Source organism: Mycoplasma anserisalpingitidis (genome assembly GCF_007858495.1).
GTDB lineage: Bacteria > Bacillota_I > Bacilli_A > Mycoplasmatales > Metamycoplasmataceae > Mycoplasmopsis > Mycoplasmopsis anserisalpingitidis_A.
On sequence record NZ_CP041663.1, the window covers coordinates 471676 to 492777 of the forward strand.

Below are 21102 nucleotides of genomic sequence, written 5' to 3' on the forward strand. Positions count from 1 at the left end.
TCCTTGGTTTTTAATAACCCTGAATGTCCAAAAGGAGGCTTAATATGGCTAAATACGAAATCATGATGATTGTTGATCCTAAAGCTGACGTTAACGTTGCTTTCGATTTACTTAAAGAAGTATTTGGAAACGGTGTTAAAAAAGCTGAAAAATTAGCTATCAACGAATTATCATACTCAATTAACAAATCAAAACATGCTCAATATGTAAATGCAGAAGTTGAATCAAAACCTGAATTAATTTCTGAATTTGTACGTAAATCTAACATTGTAAAACAAGTTTGAAGACAATTAGTTATCAATCTTGATACAGAAAGCGGTTTAAAACCTGCAAACACTAAAAAAGCTACAAAAAAAGTAGTTCGTAAATCAACACCTAGAAAAGTCGCATCTAAGACTGAAGAATAATTAATAGTTGATTTTAAGATAAGGGGTTAATATGAATAAAGTACTTTTGATTGGTAGAGTTTCATCTGATATAAGGATATTTCAAACTCAAAGTGGAATAAGATATGCTAGAGTGAGATTAGCAATTAATCGTCGTGGAACAACAGATGTAACAGATTTTATTCCATTAGTTGTATGAAGAGCAAATGCTGATTTTATGGCTTCAAATGTATTCAAAGGAACTTTAATAGCAGTGGAAGGTTCAATTTACATGAGTTCTTATCAAAGAGACGGAGCAAATGTGACTTCATTTGAAGTAAATGTTGATAATATTAGTATTTTGGAACCCAAATCAGTTGTTCAATCTAGAATTAATTCATCAAATCAAAATGTTAATAATAAATTTGTTGCAGATATGCCTTCAAGAGATTTTAGCGAACGCATTCAAAGTGTCCCAAATCAACAAGTGCATAGATTTGATGATAACATTTCAAACCAATCATTATATAGCAATACATCAAACAATAGTTTTGCTGGTTTTACAGTTGACGAAACTTTTTCAAGACCTTCTACACAAAGTGAGATGGGTAATACAAAAATGAGTTTTACACCAACTGAAAAACTAAATGAATTAAACCTATCAAATAACCAAAATTCTAAAAATCAAGATTTCTTAAGTAATCTTGATGATGAAGATGATGAATATAGTTTTAATAGTTCTTTATTCGATGATCAAAACTCGTCTAATAAAAATGACACAAGTTTATTTGAATTAGATAGTGATGATGAATTAGAAGATGATATTTTCAACCCTAATCATAGTTTAGATTTCGATTAATAGAAAATAAATAGGAGAAAAAATGAACTTTAAGAAAAATAAAAAAGGTTTTAGTTCAAGAAGAAAAGTTTGTGAATTCTGTGAACAAAACATGAATTATGTTGATTACAAAAATTTAGAATTACTTAAAAAATACATTAGTGGTACAGGTCAAATTAAATCATCATCAATGTCAGGAACATGTGCAAAACACCAAAGAAGCGTATCAAACGCAATTAAAAGAGCTAGATTTGTTGCATTATTACCATACACAATCGTTCGTGTTCGTGTACAAAAATAATGTTTACTCAGTTTAACTAGGATTTAATCCTAGTTTTATTTTTGCAAAATAAAAAGCCCCATGGGCTTAATCTCTAGAACCAAAAAGTCTTAATAAATATCAAATCATATAAACTATGTTAATAAAAATAAATATTGCATCACTTATAGACTCTTTAAGCATTTCCTTAGTTGAATTAAATGCAAATTCATTATTTTTCTTACTAATAATGTAGAATGAGAAGAAAATATTAATTCCTGATATCGCAAGTCCAACTAGTGAATAAATCATCTCAATTGTACTGTTAAACACAAATATACTTGTGATAAACAATACAACAAATCCAACAAGTAAAACTATTGATAAAACTCACATAACCTTTACTTTTATTAACTCAAAATAACCTATAATTCCACAAGCCATAGTTAATAGAACACTAATTAAAAATATTAAGGCAATCAATCAAAGATTATTGGTTGAAATATTATTAGCATACATTGAAATAAATGTTACAAGTGCCATGTAAATAACTGTAAATATATATCCAACAACTAAAACTGGAAAAGGCATTTTTTTGTGTAGATAAGAAAATAAAAATAGTCATACAATAAATACTATTGTTGAAACTAGATAAGTAATGTAAAAACTATCATTAGTAAAGTTGCTTGCAATGAATCTCTCTACATTTTTTGAAAAAATTCCTAAACCTAAAACTAGTGCTCCAAAAACAAATAAACCTATACCTACAAAAATTAAGGTCAGAGATAAATAAGAACTTTTGGTTTTTTTCTTTGTAATTCCATAACTTAATTCATTCATACAAAAATTATATATTAATTAAATAATATTAAAAATAAAGATAATTAATTTAATATAATAAAACTATGCAACAAAACAGTTATACAGAAAAAGATATAAAGAAATTAAATGGTCTTGAAGCAGTAAGAAAAAGACCAGGTATGTACATTGGTGGAACTGATGTAAATGGTTTGCACCATTTGGTTTGAGAAATAGTAGATAACTCAATTGATGAAGCTCTTGCTGGATATGCAAATAAAATTATCGTAACTATAAACAAAGATAGTTCGGTTTCTATTGAAGATAATGGACGTGGAATACCAGTTGGTAAAACCGAAGATGGACGTAGCGCTGTTGAACTTGTTTTTACTGAATTACATGCTGGTGGTAAATTTAATGAAGGCGCATATAAAAGTAGTGGAGGACTTCACGGAGTTGGTTCAAGTGTAGTTAACGCTCTCTCATCTAAATTAGATGTAACTGTTTTTAGAGACGGGCAAATTTGATACACTGAATTTGAGCAAGAAAAAATTATAAAAAGAACTAGTTCAATAGGTAAAACAAATAAAAATGGAACAATAGTCCACTTTATGCCTGACTACTCATTCTTTAAGAAAGCCAAGTTAAACACTGACATTATAAGTGAAAGACTTAAAGAAAGTTCCTTTTTAATTTCTAGTTTAGAAATAGTATTAAATGATGAAATTAATGAAACAAGCGAAACATTCAAATATGAAAATGGAATTAAAGAATTTGTTAATTTTATAAATGATTCTAAAACGCCTATAATTGAACCTTTTTCATTCAAAGATGAAAAAAATGGAGTTGAAGTTGAATTTGGTTTTCAATATACTGACACATATAATGAACTTATTTTAAGTTTTGTTAATAATGTTAAAACTCGTGATGGCGGAACACATGAAACTGGTTTTAAAAGTGCATTAACTAAAGTTTTTAACGCTTTTGCTGAAGAAGAAAAAGTTATCAAGGGGAAAAATACACTTGATGGAAGTGATGTACGTGAAGGACTTACTGCTATTATTTCTCTTAAAGTTCCGGAAAACATCTTGGAGTTTGTAGGCCAAACTAAAGATAAATTAGGTACTCCTGAAGCTAAAGGTATTGTTGAGGATATCGTAACTAAATTCATGAAGCAATGAATCACAGAAAATAAACAAATCGCAAGAAAAGTTCTTGAAAAAATAAAACGTGCTTATGAAATTAGAAATGATGAGCGCAAAAGAAAGAATGAATTGAGACAAACTAAGAACATTCTTAAAACTAAGCAAATTCTTTCTGATAAATTAACTCCTGCTCAATCTAAAAAAGTTGAAGAAAAAGAATTATTCTTAGTCGAAGGTGATTCTGCTGGTGGAACAGCAAAGACCGGAAGAGATCGTAGATATCAGGCAATTTTACCACTTAGAGGTAAGGTGTTAAACACTGAAAAATCTAAGCTTCTTGAAATATTAAAAAATGTTGAAATCAACACAATTATAAATACTATTGGAGCTGGTTATGGAAAAGATTTCGACATTACAAGAGCCCAATATGGAAAAATAGTTATTATGACTGACGCGGATACCGATGGTGCTCACATTCAAATTTTACTTTTAACATTCTTATATAGATATATGCGTCCATTAATAGAACATGGTAGAGTATTTATTGCTCGTCCACCACTATATAAAGTAACATCAAAAGGTAAAAATAAAAATGAAATCATTTATGCATGAGATGATGATGAACTTAAAGAAGTACTTGAAAAATTAACAAGTTATGAAATTCAACGTTATAAAGGTCTTGGAGAAATGAATGCTGATCAAATTTGAGACACTACAATGAATCCAAAAACTAGAACAATAATTAAAGTAGATATAAAAGATGCTTCACTAGCCGAAAGAAGGGTTACTATGTTAATGGGAGATAATGTCCAAGCTAGAAGAGAGTGGATTGATAAGAATGTTGATTTCTCAACGGATGATGATTTTATATTAAATATAGAGAATTAGTAAAAAATAAGTTGACAAATAAATGTCAACTTTTTATATTCATGATAAATTCTAACTAAAATTCTTAAATGTTTGAAAGACCAGACATATCAACATCTTTTTTAGATTCTTTACTTGCAGCAAATAAAGACATTGAATGCAACTTCATCTTTTGAGCTTTAATCAAGATTGGGAAAGTGAAAATTTCCGTGTTGAATTCACTTACTCTTTTATTGTATAATCTTCTACTTGCTGCAATCTCTGATTCAATATATTCACTCGAACTCATTAATTCAGAAACAATTTTTGAAGCTTTTAATTCTGGATATGCTTCAACCGAAATATTAATATCTCTTGAGATATTTTCCATCAAAGTGTTCATTTCTTGGGTTGTTTTAGCATCTTCACTCATCCCTTCACTCTTAAGACTTCTCAATTTTGCAACATTTGTGAAAGTTTCGTTTTCAAATTTTAAATATGCTTTTGTTTCTTCAAATAATTTTACTAATGTATCTTTTCTTTTTTGTAAATTAACATCGATTAATGACGCTGCGTCATTAACTTCAAGTTGTAATCTATTTAACTTATTTGGTCATGATGAAATTCATTTATATGGTCAGTAAATTAAACCAAAAATTAAAATGCAGCTAAAGAAAATCATTAAAGCAAAAAGAATTTTTTGTGAAGTTGTTGCCTTAGGCGAAATAATCTGGTTTTGAACATTAATTTCAGGTTGTTCACTTTGTTCTATTCTAGTGTCTATTAACATAAAAATCTCCTATTTTTGTATTTCAAATAATTTTTTTGATAGTTTAATCAATTGATTTATCACATTTGTTCTACTACTTCAATTTTGATTATTTACACAAATTGATATCCCGACCTGATTACAGTGAATTGCAAAATCATCAGGTAATATTTTGCACATTTCTTTAATTATAGATAAAATTTCATTTTCTTTTACACTTAATTTATTATTAAAAATGCTTTATGAAATAGAAAAGTCATTTAACAATGCATTTTAATCAAAGTCCTTGAAGTACGTTAGTGCTACGATTTATATAATTATAATGCTTTTTTATATAAAAAAGCACACCAAAAGAATCGGTCATGACCGATTTTAAAATTTTTAGTAAAATTATTGATTGATAAGTGTTAAATATTCATTAATTCTTTTGCTCATCACATAAATTTGTTTATTTGTGAATTTATCCATAGACACACCCTTAGGAATAAATCTTCTAATGTGTCTGTGGATATTTTCTATTGAACCTTTTTGGTATGAACAATATGCATCACATTTAAACAAATTGTTATTAGAAATAACTTCGTGCAAGCGCACGTTCTCGGAGCCGTTATCAACCGTTAATGTTGTTATTTTTATGGAATTAACTTTAATCATTTCAAGTAAAGCATCTTTCACTGCCTCAGAAGTTTTGCGTGATAATATTACATAAAGTTTTCTAGTTTTTCTATCTAATAAAGTTACCAAACAATTCTTATCCTTGCTTTGTCCAATCACAGTATCAAGTTCAAAATGACCTTCCTTTAATCTATGGTTGGCCTCATCAGGCCTTTGATGAATACTAACAGCATTTTTAAGAGAACTTTTTTGAACTTTTCTAGTTTTCTTGTGATATTTTCCTACAGAAAGAAAGAGCAAAATATCTATAGATAAATTAAACTCATTTGACTTTAAGCACTTGTATACAGTGCTAGGAGTAGGGCAGAAACTGTTAGGAAACATCTTCTTAAATTTATTAACAAGAGCTTTAGCTGAAACTTTGATTGCTCTTTTTGTAAAATCTTTATTGAATCTATTTTTCCTATAATAACTAACTTCAGATTTTCAAAATCTAATAAAATCTCTTCATTTATTTTTAATAGTCTTTGAATGAAGTCTTGTTCTTTTGGACTTATAAAGCATAAGATGTTCGGCAATTAATTGGAAATCAATATAGTTTACATAATTAATATATTGATCACAGTTGCGACAAACTTTTTTATATTTTTTGACAAAATCACCTTGATTTGTTGTTGAAATTTTCAATAACTTTTTAATGGTGTGTGTTTGAAATCCAATCACTTCTGAAACTTTAGAAAAATTCTTTCCTTCTTTGAATAATCTTAGGCATTCATTTAAATGAAGAATGTTCATTTGATTCGCTTTGAGTAATCTGTTATTTATAACTTTTGAATGAAGAATTCTGATTTCTTCTTCAGAATTTTTGATTAAATAGTGATTGTTTGGTAAATGTTTTTCTTTAGTTTTAATACACACAACTTTTTCAAGAGAATTTTTAATATTTGCTATAATCATATTGGTTCCTTTCTTATTTTTTTGCACTATAATTTTACTAAAAGGACCAAGAATATAAAACAGTCATGCAACAATTGTTGTATGACTGTTCTTTTTTACGATTAAAAATGCTTTTCCCAAATCATAATCTAATTAGTGTTCAAATTTCATCCTTATCAGGATACTTAATCCCTTTATAGCCATCAGCTTCTATTTTTGAAATTGCTTCATTAAAATACTTAATATCTTTTTGAGACAAAATTATTGAAAATTCATGAAGTAAAATACCTTTAGTATTTTCAATAAAAAACACTGACTTAGATTCGCTCATATCATAAAATCTTCGATACTTGACTGGAATTACTTTAGCACCAACATGTCTACCAACAACGACAACGTTATCAATAAGATCTTTATGATAAAATGAATTATTTTTAATATTATAAAGCATGCAACCGTTTTCTTCATCATAAACCTCAGAACTTACGAACGACAATCAAGTACTTAATGAAGGTTTATGTCCTTTAAATGTGAAATATTTGTCACTATTTAAAACGGTTAATAAATGTGTGTTATCTATTTTTCTAGTTTCTTTTTCTTTTTCTACTTCATATATATTAGATGTTTTATAATTACCATCCTCTTCATATAGTTCTCTGCTTATAACGGGTGGAATTAATAAAGTTGTTAAATCCTTTAGAACATTTTGTACATAAGTAGATACATCCTGTTGAACTTTCGAAGACTTATAATCTATAGTATCTTCAAAATTAAATGAACTAGTTTCATTATTTATTAGTAATGACGAGTAATTCGCATTATTGCTTTTTACAATTCAAAATTTACCTTTTTTTGAAAAAATTGGCTTAGTATTTTTTAAGTATTTATACCAATTTACATAATCTTCTTGTGTTTTTATAGTGAAAAACTGTAATAAATCAACTTCAGAGTTTTTTGAATTACTTCTTGGTGTAATTTGGATAAATTTATTAAAGTCTTTGTTTTCAAATTTATAATTAAAATCAGCACCAATATTGTCAAATTCTAATTCTTTGGAAAAATTAGTTTTAAGCAATATGTAATCATTATTATCTATAAAAGGTGTATCTTCATTATGATAAGCAGTTAATCTTTCGTATTTTGTAACAATTTTGCCATTAACTCTAGCTTTGTAAGGAAAGCTTTCGGAGTTGGAAGTAGTAATAATTTTAAAGTATAAATCACTAAGTGAAACTTTATATATAGGCGTATTTTTATACCTAATTTTTAAAAATGATTTTATACCTATAACATTCTTTGGAAAAATATTATTTCTCGTATCAATAAATAACTCATTTAATAAATTAAAATCAAAACTATATTCAAGATTAAATCCAAAATTTTTCATAACATAATCAACAACAGTACTATTGTCAATATTTGAAAAATAACCTGTTTTAAGTCACTGAATTCTATTTTTTTGATTACTAATTACTTTTAAATTTTCAAGTTTAAAAGCTTTAAAGCTAGAGATAATTTTACTATTCTCTTTATAAAATTTTATAAAGAATAATCCTACAATCACAAAGAAAGAAATAAAAATGAAAAAATTTGTAATTTTTCTTAGAATTATTTTGTCTTTCTTTTTCCTATCTTTTATATTCTTAGATATATCGTTACATGAATCAGTTAAACTATTTACTTCATTTCTGTATTCAATATTTTCATTATCATGATAACTAAAATAATTTTTTAATATTTCATTAATAGATGACTTATTTTTTTCATATATATTTTCTATAGGTTCTAAAGTATTATTTTTATAGTCTATTTGTTTTTTTGATTCACTCATTAATTCCTTTCTAACTATAATTCTACCCTGCTTATAAAAAAAAAAAAAAAACAATTTACAATGTTTGATATATGAAAATATTTCATAATTTGCACTATAGACATTCACATTTTTCGTAAATAAAATTAAAAACAATTCGATAAATATTGGGAATCTCGATCTTTTAATTTTTAGTTTTATAATGACATTTTAATTCTTTGGAGAAATTTCAACAATTCATAAACATAACTGCAATAGTCTGGTGATTATGCAAAAATATAAAACGTAAAAACAGAAAAGTCACATGAAATATTTTTCACATTCTTGATCATACTATCAAGTGCAACAATAGTTACATGACTGTTGTTTTTACAACATTTTAAATTTAAAAAGTATAATTAGTGTATGATTAAAAAAATTAATGATAAGAAGAAAATATTAATAAAAAGTTTATTTAGAATTAATTTCCCTTGGTTTATTACAATTTCAATTTTAGTAGCAATATCTTTGCTTATGATTTTATCAACAATACCTTGAATTGTTAATCATAGAGATAATATTACATGAAATATATATAACAATTCTTATGGATGATATTCTGTTTGAGTAAGTTCAATATTCAAAAATGGAATATTTAGTTTTAGTAATTACTCTTTTAGTTCAAATAGTTTTTTAACAATTTTAATTGTTGTATTTTTCATAATTTTAGAATACAAAGTCAATAGTATTTATTTCAAAAAGCATGCAATGCAACTAACTGAAGAAAAAAACATTAAATATATCCCGCTCATTTCATCAATTTCGTTATGTTTATATACTTTTCTTACTTTTATAATTGTTGATCTTGTAATTTTTGCTGTATTAAAGGACGTAAGAAATCAATTGATTAATGGTGCTAATTTTGCTTTTCAAAATTTTAATATTAATTTTTGAAAAAGTGAATTTATAGTTATAGTTGAACAAACCGTTCATTACATTTTTTTAGTAGGATTAATTTATTTAATAATTGATTTTTACAGATATAAAATAAGTAATACTACCTGAGTAAAAATTAGTTTATTAATTCTAATTTTCTCAGTAGTTATTCCGTTTGTTTTAATAATGCTTTGAAGAATAATTTTTAATGTATATCCTAATCAGATACCATTGAAAATTATTCAATGAATAGTTATTATATCAAATCCTTTTGACAGTAGTTTTATCGGAGCGTATCCATTGTTTAGTGAAGTGTTTTTTTTAGAATCAGAAGAAACACAAAAGTTAATAATTGCTAATATTGAAAATATTAAGTGAATTATAAAAGGAATTTATGTAGCTTTCGCAATAATTTATGTTATATTTCACTTCATTTTCAAAAATAGAAAACATGAATAAATTTTATATTTTGTTTAGTTTAATATGTAAAAGAATAGCATTTATATCTAATTGAAACTATGAAAATATTGAAATTTATGATGAAAAAAATAAAAAAATATTGTTATTGATATAATTTAAATATGGTAGATGGAGGATTTATGAAAAGAAATAAAAAAATGTCTTTTTTACTTGTTAGTAGTGTTTCATTGATAGCATCACCTTTAATTAGTTATAATACAAATACTACAATTAACAAGAGCTCAAAGATAGTTTTTGAAGGATTCGAGGGATTTGAGGTTCAAAGTGTTAAAGAATTTGAACAATTTGATAATAAAAATGAAAAAAGTAAATTACCATTCATGTTAATTCTAAATGAAAATATGTCTAATGATGAGTTATCGGATATGATGGAAAAAATAAGAAATTTTGATTCAATTATCAAAATTTCAAGAAGTAAAGTTTTAGATAATTATTTAATGGGTTCGCTAAAAAATGATAAAACCAAACTTAAAAAAATATTTGAATTTTTCGAAAATAATCAGTACATATCCAATGTATACATAAATTATAGTTCTAATTTGATAGTAGAGTCAACTCCAAACGATGATGTAAAATTTGAATCATATAAATCTTATGATGGTTATTTGAATAATTTCATATCAAATAATTACACTAAAGAGTTCAGAGATGAAATTATTGATAAATTCAAGGATTATATGTGATATGACAACAAGCGAATTGGTATTGGTGTATTAGAGGTAGGTGATGAAACTAAATGGTGAAATCACAATGCATTAATAAATGAAAAAGATGAGTTTTATTTCGACATATCAAAAGATACCAAACAAATAATCGTTAATGACCAATCAACATTTTATGTACCTCCTTTTTGAAATATAAAACCACAATATGGTATACATTCTACACAAGTAGCATCTATAATTGGTGGAAAAAACGGTGTTAATCCATTATTAAAACTATACGGCGTTAAATTGAACACATTAAATAATGACGATGTTTATAAATCTCTAGATGATGAAATTAGTTATTTAACAAGACAAAAAGATGTAAAAGTAATCAATAATTCTTGAGGTGAAAAAAATCCATCAAATAAATTGTATAAATATAACTCGTATTCAAGATATTTTGACGAAGTAGCTAAAAAATTTCCAGAGATAATTTTCGTATTTTCAGCAGGTAATAACGGAGGCGAAGAGAACGAACAAAAAAGAAAGCTAAATGCTGAGAAACTATCTTATAATTCGATAATGGTCGGATCGAATAATAGTATAGGGAGCGTATCAGGTTTTTCATCATATAATTCTGATACAGGTAAAAGTGTTTTATTATTGGCGAATGGTACAAATTATAAATTTAAAGATGGTTATGAATCAGGTACAAGTTATGCTGCACCATTTATATCAGGTGTTTTAGGAAACACTTTGGTTAAATATGAAGATAAATATGACTACGGAAAAAATAACATTATTGCAATGGCTACATTGGCAGCATCTACATCTAACGAAAGAAACTACAATTCACACAGTCAATCAAAACTAAATCCAAGAGTTGGTGCTGGAATATTAGATTATTCTAAATTAGACCAAGCTTTTAACAATTTAAAATATATAAAATGATTAAAAGACAAAAGCAAGGTGAATAATACACCTAACAAAAATACAGATAAAAAAGAAGTATCTATCAATAATATTACAATTGAAAAAGGTAAAACAATACGAATATCATTAGCTTGAGAATTTGATGGAAAAACATTTTATAATAGTGATAAAACAAAACCTAATGTAAAAGATTTTGACTTATATCTTTATGATGAAAACGATAAATTGCTAGCATCATCTAAGGATGAAAGGCATAATATAGAATTCATTAAATTTAAAACTACTGAAACTGGAAATTATAAAATTAAAATTTATGATTCCTCATACGATCCTTATAATGAACAAGAATGAGAACTTGCATTGACTTGAACTATTGGATAACTTATGAAAAAAATATTACTATTAAAGATTTTATTTAAACAAAATATTCGTTGAGTATCAGCAACAATAATAGGAATAGTTATAGTTCTAGGATTCTGCTTATCCGCTGTACCTTTTGTTGTAAAATTACCTAGTTCATCGTTAGAATCGACAATAGATTGAGAATATAGCGCATACGATAAATATGCAAACGTTGTTTTTTCTTATTATTTTAAGAAAGGTACATTTAATTTTATAACTGAAAATTTATTAACTTTAGGCTATTTTACAATTATTAATTCTATATTTGTAATCAAATATAATTTCAAATTAAAAAATATTTATCAAATTAAAAGACTTAATAACCTTATAAGTTCTAATAAACTAAATTATATTCCATTAATAGTTTCTGGATCATTATTCTTAGTAACTCTTCTTAGCTTTTTAGTATTCGATATATTTTTCATTAATATCATTGTGGCACAAAAAAAAGACTATTTAAGTTTACAAATAAATAAATTATGATTACAAGAAGTAAAAAATTTATTAAACAGTATATTACATTATATTTTTGTGTTAGGAATTTGTTATTTAATTATTGATTTAGCAAAATATAGAATTTCTAAATTTGTATCATTAAAATTAATTTTCATTATTTTGTCAATAATATTAATCATACCTTTCATTTTAAACACAATAAACCAATCGTTGGTTGATTCAAACGGAAGCTTTTTAAATAAAATTTTGGATTTATTTAGATTTATTCTAAATCCATTTGATGAATGATATTTATTTTATATAGGTAGTGCTAAAGAATATATGAGAAATTTTTCTTTTGAAAACATAGAACAAATTTATCAAGTTTTAAGAATAATTTACTCTTTAGTTGCTTTATCATACATAATATATCATTTTAAAGCAAACAGAGGTAAATATGAGTAATGTAATTTTAGAAGTCAAAGACATTAAAAAAAGTTTTAAAAGTAGACACATTTCTTCGAAAATACTTGAGGTACTAAAAGGGATTAATTTAGAAGTAAAAGAACAACAAAAAATAGCAATCGTTGGTAAAAATGGTTCAGGTAAAACTACCTTAGCTAAAATCATTGCTGGTTTTACTCAACAAACTTCTGGTGAGGTTTTATACAATTATGATTTTGAAATCTCTCCAAAGGAAAAGATAGCATTACAATTTCAAAGTGAAATAGATTTTTATAGACCATACGTTAAAAATATATATAAAGATTTAATTTTAGGATTTAAAAAATTCCTAGATATGGAATTTGTTAATAAACTTGATGAAATTTTAATGATAAATAAACTCATGAAACGTAGATATGATCGTCTTAGTGGCGGTGAACGTAAAAAAGTTGATTTATTCTTTACTTTATATAATAAACCTAAAATTGTTATATTAGATGAATTTACCTCTGGTTTAGATACTGATACTAGAGTAAAAATTAGAGAAGTAGTTGAGAATTACATTGATAAATATCAAGCAACTTTAATTTTAATCAGTCATAATGCTAATGAAATAAGAAAACTGGCTAATGAAATTTATGTTTTAGAAGATGGTGTTTTTAATAACCATATCGAAAATATCCAAGGTAAATTTGCCAATGACGATGATTTAGAAACATTTATTCGTCAAATAACTAATACTATTACTGAAGTTAAACTTTAAGGACTAAGCAATCAACTTGATTGCTTTTTTTAAATAAAAAAGTATCGTTAAATTTGTTTTCTATTTTATAGTATGAATGAATGTATTTCATCAAATGTGGAAACGATAACATTAATGATATAATTTTAAAGTATTAAAAAGAGGTATTTATGAAAAAAAGCAAAAAATTTTATTCACTATTATTAACTGGTGCCATTGTTACAACATCAACATCACTTATCAGTATAAAATCAAATGAAAAAGAAATAGAAAAATCTAAAATAATTATTGAAGGTTTACAAAACTTTAATAATTTATCAATTCATGACATCGATCAAGAAAGTGAAAAAATAGATAATTCCAAATTATCGTTACTTATAGTTTTAAAAGAAAATATATCCAAAGATGAAGTAAGCAAAATAATTGAAAAATTTAGTAATTTTAAATGTAGTATAGGAATAGAGGAAAGTAAATTATTAAATAATTTTTTAATAGGTTCTGTTGATTTAAAAGAGAATGATAATAAATTATTATTTGATTTTTTAGAAAAAAATAAATTTATTAATGTGGTATACGTGAATGTTGAAAGCGAATTTATAGACACAAGCATTTATCACACCGAGGCAAAAGCCCAAGAATATAAATTTGAAACTTTATATATGAAAAATTTCAAAGTCAATAAATATACTGTTGATTTTAGAGATGACATCATTGATAAATTCAGAGATTACATAAATAAAAACAATGATGATAGAATAGGTGTGGGTGTTTTAGAAGTAGGAGATAAAACTGATTGATTCAACCATAACGCTTTAATTGAAAATGTTGAAGATTACTACTTTGATACATCAAAAGAAACAGGGCATATTATAATAAACGATTGATCTAAATTTTATGTACCTCCTTTTTGAAATATTAAACCTCAATACGGAAAACATGCAACACATGTAGCTTCTATTATAGCTGGAAAAAATGGAGTAAATCCATACTTAAAATTATATGGTGTTAAATTGAATTTATTAAATGACAAAAATAATGTATATAAAGCATTAGAAGATGAAGTCCTATATTTAATTAAACAAAAAGATTTGAAGATAGTAAATTCATCATGAGGTTTAATAACAAATGACGAAAATTTAAGAAAATACAATTCATATTCACATTATTTTGATGAAGTTGCTAGAAAAAATCCCGAAATATTGTTTGTCTTTGCTGCCGGAAATAATGGTGATGAAGTTTCGATTGAAAAAAGAAAATTATCCGGTCCGCAGCTTTCGTATAATTCTATTATTGTAGGATCAAATAATGCTAATAGAGAAACTAGTGATTTCTCTTCATATGGATCGAATTCTGGAAAGAAAGTTTTATTATTAGCTAATGGTGAAAATTACGATTTTAAGCAAAAACCAAATTCAAAGGGAACTAGTTATTCGGCACCGTTCATTTCCGGAGTATTAGGTAACACTTTAATAGAATATGCCGACAAATATGACTATGGTAAAAACAATATTATAGCAATGGCCGTTTTATCGTCCTCTACATCATTAGAATTCTCACAAAAAGGCAAAGATTTTCAATCTGGATTAGATGATAAATTTGGTTCTGGTGTATTTAATTATTCTAAGTTAGATCAAGCTTTTAGTAATCTTAAATATATTAGATGAGATAGAGAAAAAAGCACTATAAATAACAAAAATAATCCAAAAACAACCAAAAACGAAATTATAATTGATGACCTTGAATTTAAGCCAAATTCAAATATAAGAATGTCTTTAGCTTGAGAATTTAATGCTGAAACATTTTATGAAAAAGATGAAACCAAGCCGGATTTAAATGACTTTGATTTATATATAATAGATGAAGATAATAAAATAATTGCTAAATCAGTTACTGAAAAAAATAATATTGAATATTTAAGATTCAAAACCAATGAAAAAACAAAATACAAAATTAAAATAACAAATTCGCGATTCGATCCATATAAAAATAATAATATTGAATTAGCTTTAAGTTGAAGTGTAGATGGTAAATATGAATAAAAAAATATACAAAAAATTTATCTTTATAAAATTAATACTTAAACAAAATTTTTGATGGATACTATCAGTTTTAATAGGATTAGTAATAATTTTTAGTTTTATTTCTTTAACAATTCCTTGAGCGTTAAAGCAGGATAAAACATATAATATCGGACGCGGGCCGGAACAAAGTCGCTTTGATGATTTTGCTCGGATGATTTTTCACTTGTATTTCGAAAAAGGATCGCTTCAATTCATAAATACAAATTTCTTTGTTTTAGGTTATTTAACATTTATAAATATAATTTATATAGTTAAATATAATTTCAGACTTAAAAATGTATTTCAAATAAAGAAACTAAATTCTTTAATTAAAGCTAAAAATATAAAGTTTATTCCATTAATTTTTTCATTATTATTATTTATTTTTACAATTGGTTCAATATTAATTTATGATGTGTGTTATTACAAAAACGTTTTAAACGTTCAAAAAGATATATTTTATCTTGATTTAAGTAAATTTTGAATAGATGAATTTTATGTCGTACTTAAATTATTTCTTCATTATATATTTATTATAGGCTTAGTTTACTTGTTTATTGATATTTTCAAATTCGGAGTTTCAAAATTTATCACTCTTAAAATTGTATCTTTAATCTCACTGATAGTTATAGTTTTACCTGCTATATTATGAATAGTAAACTCAAGTATAAGACCAATCGATTCTTCAAATGAAACTAATAAAACTATTCATTTTGTGACATTGTTATTAAATCCTTTTGATGAATGATATTTATTTTATATAGCTACTATGAAAGAATTTATCGAAAGTTACTCATTAGAAAATCATGAACACATTCGTTATATACTTAGAATAATTTATTCTTCTTTAGGGTTCTTATACACTATATATCATTTTGTAGCAAATAGGGGAAAATATGAGTAATGTAATTTTAGAAGTTAAAGATATTAAAAAGAGTTTTAAAAGTAGACATATTTCATTTAAGAAACTTGAAGTATTAAAAGGTATTAATCTAACAGTGAGCGAACACCAAAAAATAGCAATCGTTGGTAAAAATGGTTCAGGTAAAACTACCTTAGCTAAAATCATTGCTGGTTTTACTCAACAAACTTCTGGTGAGGTTTTATACAATTATGATTTTGAAATCTCTCCAAAGGAAAAGATAGCATTACAATTTCAAAGTGAAATAGATTTTTATAGACCATACGTTAAAAATATATATAAAGATTTAATTTTAGGATTTAAAAAATTCCTAGATATGGAATTTGTTAATAAACTTGATGAAATTTTAATGATAAATAAACTTATGAAACGTAGATATGATCGTCTTAGTGGTGGTGAACGTAAAAAAGTTGACTTGTTCTTTACTTTATATAATAAACCTAAAATTGTTATATTAGATGAATTTACCTCTGGTTTAGATACTGATACTAGAGTAAAAATTAGAGAAGTAGTTGAGAATTACATTGATAAATATCAAGCAACTTTAATTTTAATTAGTCATAATGCTAATGAAATAAGAAAACTAGCTAATGAAATTTATGTTTTAGAAGATGGTATTTTTAATAACCATATCGAAAATATCCAAGGTAAATTTGCCAATGACGACGATTTAGAAACATTTATTCGTAAAATAACTAATACTATTACTGAAGTTAAACTTTAAGGACTAAGCAATCTATGTGATTGCCCTTGATTATACTTTCAAGTGCAAACATATTTGTGTTTGTGCTTTTTAGTTTAAATTAGTTTAAAATAAAAAAAGAGAAACCAACTAAAACCAAACAACGTTTCTCTTTTAACCCTTAAATTTGAAATGAGGTCATATGAATTATACACAATTAAAACCAGAAGAAAGATTAATTATTGAAATCAACTACAGTTCCAAAACATTAAAAGAAATTGCAGAAATGTTAAAAAGATCTGTAAGTACAATCTCTAGAGAAGTTAAACGAAATTCGAATATCTATGGAGAATATGATGCTGCATACGCTAATAAAAAAACTAAAATTCGAAAATGCTATTCAAGGAATCATAATGCTTTTGCAGACAAAGAATTTAATGATTTCTTTGCAGCACACTATGAAAAAAATTACCATGGAGTTGAAGCTACTCTTAAACTTTATCAGGAAAAAACAGGTAAAAAAGGTTATTCTATCAGAACTATTTACAAGTGAATTAAATTAAATATTTGAGTCCTGAAAATGAAAAATCGTTTAAGAAAAGGTTATGTTAAGAATGGTAAAAGAAAGACTGATTATAAGATTAGATTAACTCATGGTAACAAGTTTGTTTTCCCTATACCTATGCGGCCTAAAAGTATAGAAACTAGAAAAAAATGGGGTCATTGAGAAATTGACTTAGTTATTGGAAGAAAGGGAAAGGGATATCACAACTTACTAACTTTAACAGAAAGAAAAACACGTTTTACCATTATAAAAAAGGTCACTAGCAAATTTTGATTTGAGATAAACAAGGTGCTGAATGAAATAATTAAGGATTATCCATTCCCATTTTTATCAATAACTTCTGATAATGGATTTGAATTCCAAGCCTTGGGATTAGTAGCCTATAAAAATGACTTATTAATTTATAAAGCACAACCATATTGTTCATTTCAAAGAGGTTCGAATGAACATTTAAATGGACTAATTCGTAGAAAATTCAAAAAAGGATTTGATTTTACAGAACTGAATGACGAAGAAGTTCAAGAACTTCAAGATGAAATAAACAATATGCCAAGAAAAATTTTTGGTTTTAAATCTTCTAGAGAAATGGCTGAACAAGAGTTAAATATAGAAATGATTTTGCTAGATCTATTACCTAATCTTGAATAATAAAATGTGGTCTTTGACCACATATATCCCAATTTCAACCACAATACGTTTTACATAATTATTTTGTTGATAAACTTTCCACTCAAACGCCGTGGAGAGGCTTTTGATTTTTTCCGTTATTAAACCACACTTCTAATGTGGTTCTTTTTCTCTACGCTCAGTCGCCACTCTGGCTTTTCTTTTTAAAAATTTATAGGGAAGCGTCCTAACGGACTGATCTGCTCAAGCGCCGCAAGGCTTCTTTTCTCAAAAAATCTGCCAATTTTAATGTAAAATATTGTTAAGAGAAGCGTTTGCACTTCAAGGTTTAAAAAAGGAGCAATCTATGTGATTGCTTTTTTAATTAAATAAAAAGTCACAATGTGACTTAATATTATTCTAACCCTTGTTTATTCTTAAAGTTCATTTTTATTGGACAACCTTTGAAATTAAATGTACTTCTAAGTTGGTTTTCTAAAAATCTTTGATATGAGAAATGAAGAAATTTCTTATCATTAACATAGAAATTAAATGTAGGTATTTTATCTAAAGTTTTTCTTACAAAGTATATATTTAATTTTCCACCATTATATGGTGCTGCGGGTTGAATCATTTGTGTTTCCATAATAAAATTCGATAATAAAGAAGGTTTGATATCTCTCTCAAGATTTTCTCTAACTTCATTTAATGTTTCTGTTAATTTATTTAATCTTTGATTGTATTTTGCAGAAATAAATACAAAAGGAACTCATGGGACGAAATGCAAAGTATTTCTCATTTTTTTCTCAAATTGAGCCATCGTATTAGTTTCTTTTTCAACAAGATCTCACTTATTAACTACCACAATAATCGGTTTATCGTTTTCTAGTGCATAACCAATAATTCTTGCATCAAAGTGTGAAAGTTCAGTTGTAGCATCAATTAAAATTAATGATAAATCAGATTCACTTAAGGAATTCATAGCTCTCATTAAAGCATAATGATCAACTGATTCAACTAGTTTACTTTTACGCATAATTCCAGCTGTATCAATAACATTGTAAAATTTATCACCAATTTTTACCTTAGTTTTAACACTATCTCTAGTGGTACCTGCTATATCAGAAACAATTGAACGTTCTTCTTTAGCTAAATTATTCAGTAATGAGCTTTTTCCAGCATTAGGTTTACCTATAATTGATAGTTTAAATAATTCTTCCTCTTGTTCTTCACTAAAATCTAGGTTTTTAACAACTTCATCAAGCAATTCACCAACACCTTCGCCATGAAGTGCACTAATTCTAAAAATTTCACCACCTAGTTTGTAAAGTGAATAATCAAAATCTTGATTAGATTCTAATTTATTTGCTCCAATAATAATTGGTTTATTAGACTTTCTTAAAATATTCATAATAAATGCATCATCATTAGTTAATTCCATTGTTCCATCAATTATAAAAACAATTACATCAGCTTCTTCAATTGCTATTTTTGCTTGAATTTGAATTTGTTCCTGAAATGGTTTGTTTTCTATTTCAATTCCACCAGTATCGATTATTTTTATATTTTTACCGGTTCAAGTGATAGTTTCATACAATCTATCTCTTGTGACACCTGGTTCATCATAAACTATTGACGATCTTCTACCAACAAGTCGGTTAAACAATGTGCTTTTACCGACATTGGGTTTTCCTATTATTGCTACTGTATTACGCATCTAATTCCTCAGCTTTATTTTTTATTATATTTATAATATGTTGAACAACTTCATCAAAAGTCATATTGGTGCAATCAACTAAAATAGCATCTTCTGTTTTATGCAATGGATCAACTTCACGATTCATATCTTGAGCATCACGCATTTTAACATCATAAAGCACTTCTTCATAATTGCTACTATAACCAAGTGACAGATTTTGCTCGCATCTACGTTTTGCTCTTTCTTCCGGTTCTGCTCATAAGAAAATTTTAACTTCAGCATGTGGCATTAATTTAAATGTTGTATCGCGACCATCAACAATAAAACCTTTATTGGTTTTAGTCATTTTTTGAACGTAATCCACAACAAAATTTCTTACTTCTTGATACTTAGCAACTACAGCGGCAGCTTTAGAAACATGTTCAGCTCTAATTTGAGTTGAAACATTTTCACCATTTAAATAAACACTTTCATCTTCTTTTAATTCAATCATACCTTCAACTAAAGTGTTTAGTACTGCAAATTTGTCAACTAAATCAACTCCTAATCTTAAAGCATTAAGAGCAATAGCACGATAGAGACTTCCACTGTTTATTGGAGTGTAAGATAATAAATTAGAAATCTCTTTACTTACACTACTTTTACCTGCTCCACTTGGTCCATCAATAGCAACATTAACTTTCTTCATAAAATCCTCATTAAATTATTATCTTATTAATATACCATAATTTTTTAAATTTTAACTTGGTTAACAATAACTCTTGTGGTTTTGGTTAAATCAATAATCGAATCGTCGTCATCTTTTTCCTGAGTATTCAAATCTAATAAGCCACAAAGATATTTAACATCATTACTTTCAAAAGAATAATTTTCCATAAAACTACTGTCATAAATTTGTGAAAATAACTCAGTAAAAACATTATCTAATAACTCTAATTTTGAATTGACTTCAATAAATTTACTCATCTCAGGACTAATTGATTTTTTAGGTAAATTTTCATTAGTTAAATTTAACTTAAAATCAATTTTAGGATCTAAATTTTTAAAAATTTTTTTAACTTTTTTATAATCTTTTTCAACTTCAGAATTATTTTTTAAACTTAGTTTGTAAAGTAGTTCTAAATCATACAAATCTTTAGTTTCACTAATTACAGTTTTATTTTTTATCATATCAATATTTTACTTATTT

Annotated in this window: 19 protein-coding genes; 12 read left to right on the forward strand and 7 right to left on the reverse strand. The window is 25.9% G+C overall.

Going from position 1 to position 21102, the window contains the following annotated elements; translation table 4 throughout:
- The first annotated feature begins 44 nt into the window (after positions 1 to 44).
- The 3 genes from rpsF to rpsR are packed head-to-tail and all read left to right on the forward strand — an operon-like array spanning position 45 to position 1504.
- On the forward strand, positions 45 to 407 hold the full coding sequence (rpsF, locus tag FOY43_RS01730; RefSeq protein WP_146308846.1) for a 30S ribosomal protein S6: 363 nt from the start codon (positions 45 to 47) through the stop codon (positions 405 to 407).
- Between the two features lie 31 nt (positions 408 to 438).
- Entirely contained in the window at positions 439 to 1224 is a 786-nt protein-coding gene (locus FOY43_RS01735; protein WP_146308847.1) for a single-stranded DNA-binding protein, read from the forward strand.
- Positions 1225 to 1246: 22 nt separating this feature from the next.
- Positions 1247 to 1504, forward strand: a complete 258-nt coding sequence (gene rpsR, locus FOY43_RS01740; protein ID WP_146308848.1) for a 30S ribosomal protein S18 — start codon at positions 1247 to 1249, stop codon at positions 1502 to 1504.
- 66 nt (positions 1505 to 1570) lie between these two features.
- Here the strand turns inward: rpsR and FOY43_RS01745 are convergent, their stop codons facing one another.
- Positions 1571 to 2302 (reverse strand): MAG0110 family membrane protein, encoded by a 732-nt coding sequence (locus FOY43_RS01745; RefSeq protein ID WP_146308849.1) that lies wholly within the window; start codon positions 2300 to 2302, stop codon positions 1571 to 1573.
- A gap of 65 nt (positions 2303 to 2367) precedes the next feature.
- Between FOY43_RS01745 and parE the strand changes: the two genes are divergently transcribed.
- The gene (gene parE, locus FOY43_RS01750; protein WP_146308850.1) at positions 2368 to 4293 is read left to right on the forward strand and encodes a DNA topoisomerase IV subunit B; all 1926 of its coding nucleotides are present in this window, start codon (positions 2368 to 2370) and stop codon (positions 4291 to 4293) included.
- Positions 4294 to 4357: 64 nt separating this feature from the next.
- Here the strand turns inward: parE and FOY43_RS01755 are convergent, their stop codons facing one another.
- From FOY43_RS01755 to FOY43_RS01765, 3 genes are all read right to left on the reverse strand, one after another.
- Entirely contained in the window at positions 4358 to 5041 is a 684-nt protein-coding gene (locus tag FOY43_RS01755) for a LemA family protein (protein WP_146308851.1), read from the reverse strand.
- Between the two features lie 369 nt (positions 5042 to 5410).
- Positions 5411 to 6619 (reverse strand): IS30 family transposase, encoded by a 1209-nt coding sequence (locus FOY43_RS01760; RefSeq protein ID WP_146308596.1) that lies wholly within the window; start codon positions 6617 to 6619, stop codon positions 5411 to 5413.
- A gap of 10 nt (positions 6620 to 6629) precedes the next feature.
- Positions 6630 to 8402 carry a hypothetical protein gene (locus tag FOY43_RS01765; RefSeq protein ID WP_146308852.1) on the reverse strand — a complete coding sequence of 591 codons (1773 nt, stop codon included), beginning with the start codon at positions 8400 to 8402 and terminating at the stop codon, positions 6630 to 6632.
- A gap of 384 nt (positions 8403 to 8786) precedes the next feature.
- Between FOY43_RS01765 and FOY43_RS01770 the strand changes: the two genes are divergently transcribed.
- The 8 genes from FOY43_RS01770 (at position 8787) to FOY43_RS01805 (ending at position 18256) form a co-directional block, all read left to right on the forward strand.
- Positions 8787 to 9755 carry a hypothetical protein gene (locus FOY43_RS01770; RefSeq protein ID WP_146308853.1) on the forward strand — a complete coding sequence of 323 codons (969 nt, stop codon included), beginning with the start codon at positions 8787 to 8789 and terminating at the stop codon, positions 9753 to 9755.
- A gap of 140 nt (positions 9756 to 9895) precedes the next feature.
- The gene (locus FOY43_RS01775) at positions 9896 to 11737 is read left to right on the forward strand and encodes a S8 family serine peptidase (RefSeq protein WP_162847760.1); all 1842 of its coding nucleotides are present in this window, start codon (positions 9896 to 9898) and stop codon (positions 11735 to 11737) included.
- Positions 11738 to 11740: 3 nt separating this feature from the next.
- Positions 11741 to 12658: a hypothetical protein gene (locus FOY43_RS01780; RefSeq protein ID WP_146308855.1), complete on the forward strand. Its 918-nt coding sequence runs from the start codon at positions 11741 to 11743 to the stop codon at positions 12656 to 12658.
- Entirely contained in the window at positions 12651 to 13400 is a 750-nt protein-coding gene (locus FOY43_RS01785) for an ABC transporter ATP-binding protein (protein WP_146308856.1), read from the forward strand. Before FOY43_RS01780 ends, FOY43_RS01785 begins: the two co-directional genes overlap by 8 nt.
- A gap of 149 nt (positions 13401 to 13549) precedes the next feature.
- Positions 13550 to 15418: a S8 family serine peptidase gene (locus tag FOY43_RS01790; RefSeq protein WP_146308857.1), complete on the forward strand. Its 1869-nt coding sequence runs from the start codon at positions 13550 to 13552 to the stop codon at positions 15416 to 15418.
- Complete coding sequence (locus FOY43_RS01795; RefSeq protein WP_146308858.1) at positions 15411 to 16343, forward strand: hypothetical protein; 933 nt, start codon at positions 15411 to 15413, stop codon at positions 16341 to 16343. The genes FOY43_RS01790 and FOY43_RS01795 overlap by 8 nt, the downstream gene beginning before the upstream one ends.
- Entirely contained in the window at positions 16336 to 17085 is a 750-nt protein-coding gene (locus tag FOY43_RS01800; protein WP_146308859.1) for an ABC transporter ATP-binding protein, read from the forward strand. The genes FOY43_RS01795 and FOY43_RS01800 overlap by 8 nt, the downstream gene beginning before the upstream one ends.
- Positions 17086 to 17245: 160 nt before the next feature.
- Complete coding sequence (locus FOY43_RS01805) at positions 17246 to 18256, forward strand: IS30 family transposase (RefSeq protein WP_146308860.1); 1011 nt, start codon at positions 17246 to 17248, stop codon at positions 18254 to 18256.
- 373 nt (positions 18257 to 18629) lie between these two features.
- Here FOY43_RS01805 and der read toward each other — a convergent pair whose 3' ends face one another.
- From der to FOY43_RS01820, 3 genes are read right to left on the reverse strand one after another with little or no spacing between them, the layout of a single operon-like run.
- Complete coding sequence (gene der / locus FOY43_RS01810; protein ID WP_146308861.1) at positions 18630 to 19931, reverse strand: ribosome biogenesis GTPase Der; 1302 nt, start codon at positions 19929 to 19931, stop codon at positions 18630 to 18632.
- Complete coding sequence (gene cmk / locus FOY43_RS01815) at positions 19924 to 20601, reverse strand: (d)CMP kinase (protein WP_146308862.1); 678 nt, start codon at positions 20599 to 20601, stop codon at positions 19924 to 19926. The genes der and cmk overlap by 8 nt, the downstream gene beginning before the upstream one ends.
- Before the next feature lie 44 nt (positions 20602 to 20645).
- A complete protein-coding gene (locus FOY43_RS01820) occupies positions 20646 to 21083 on the reverse strand; it encodes a hypothetical protein (protein WP_146308863.1) in 438 nt (145 codons plus the stop codon).
- Positions 21084 to 21102 lie beyond the last annotated feature (19 nt).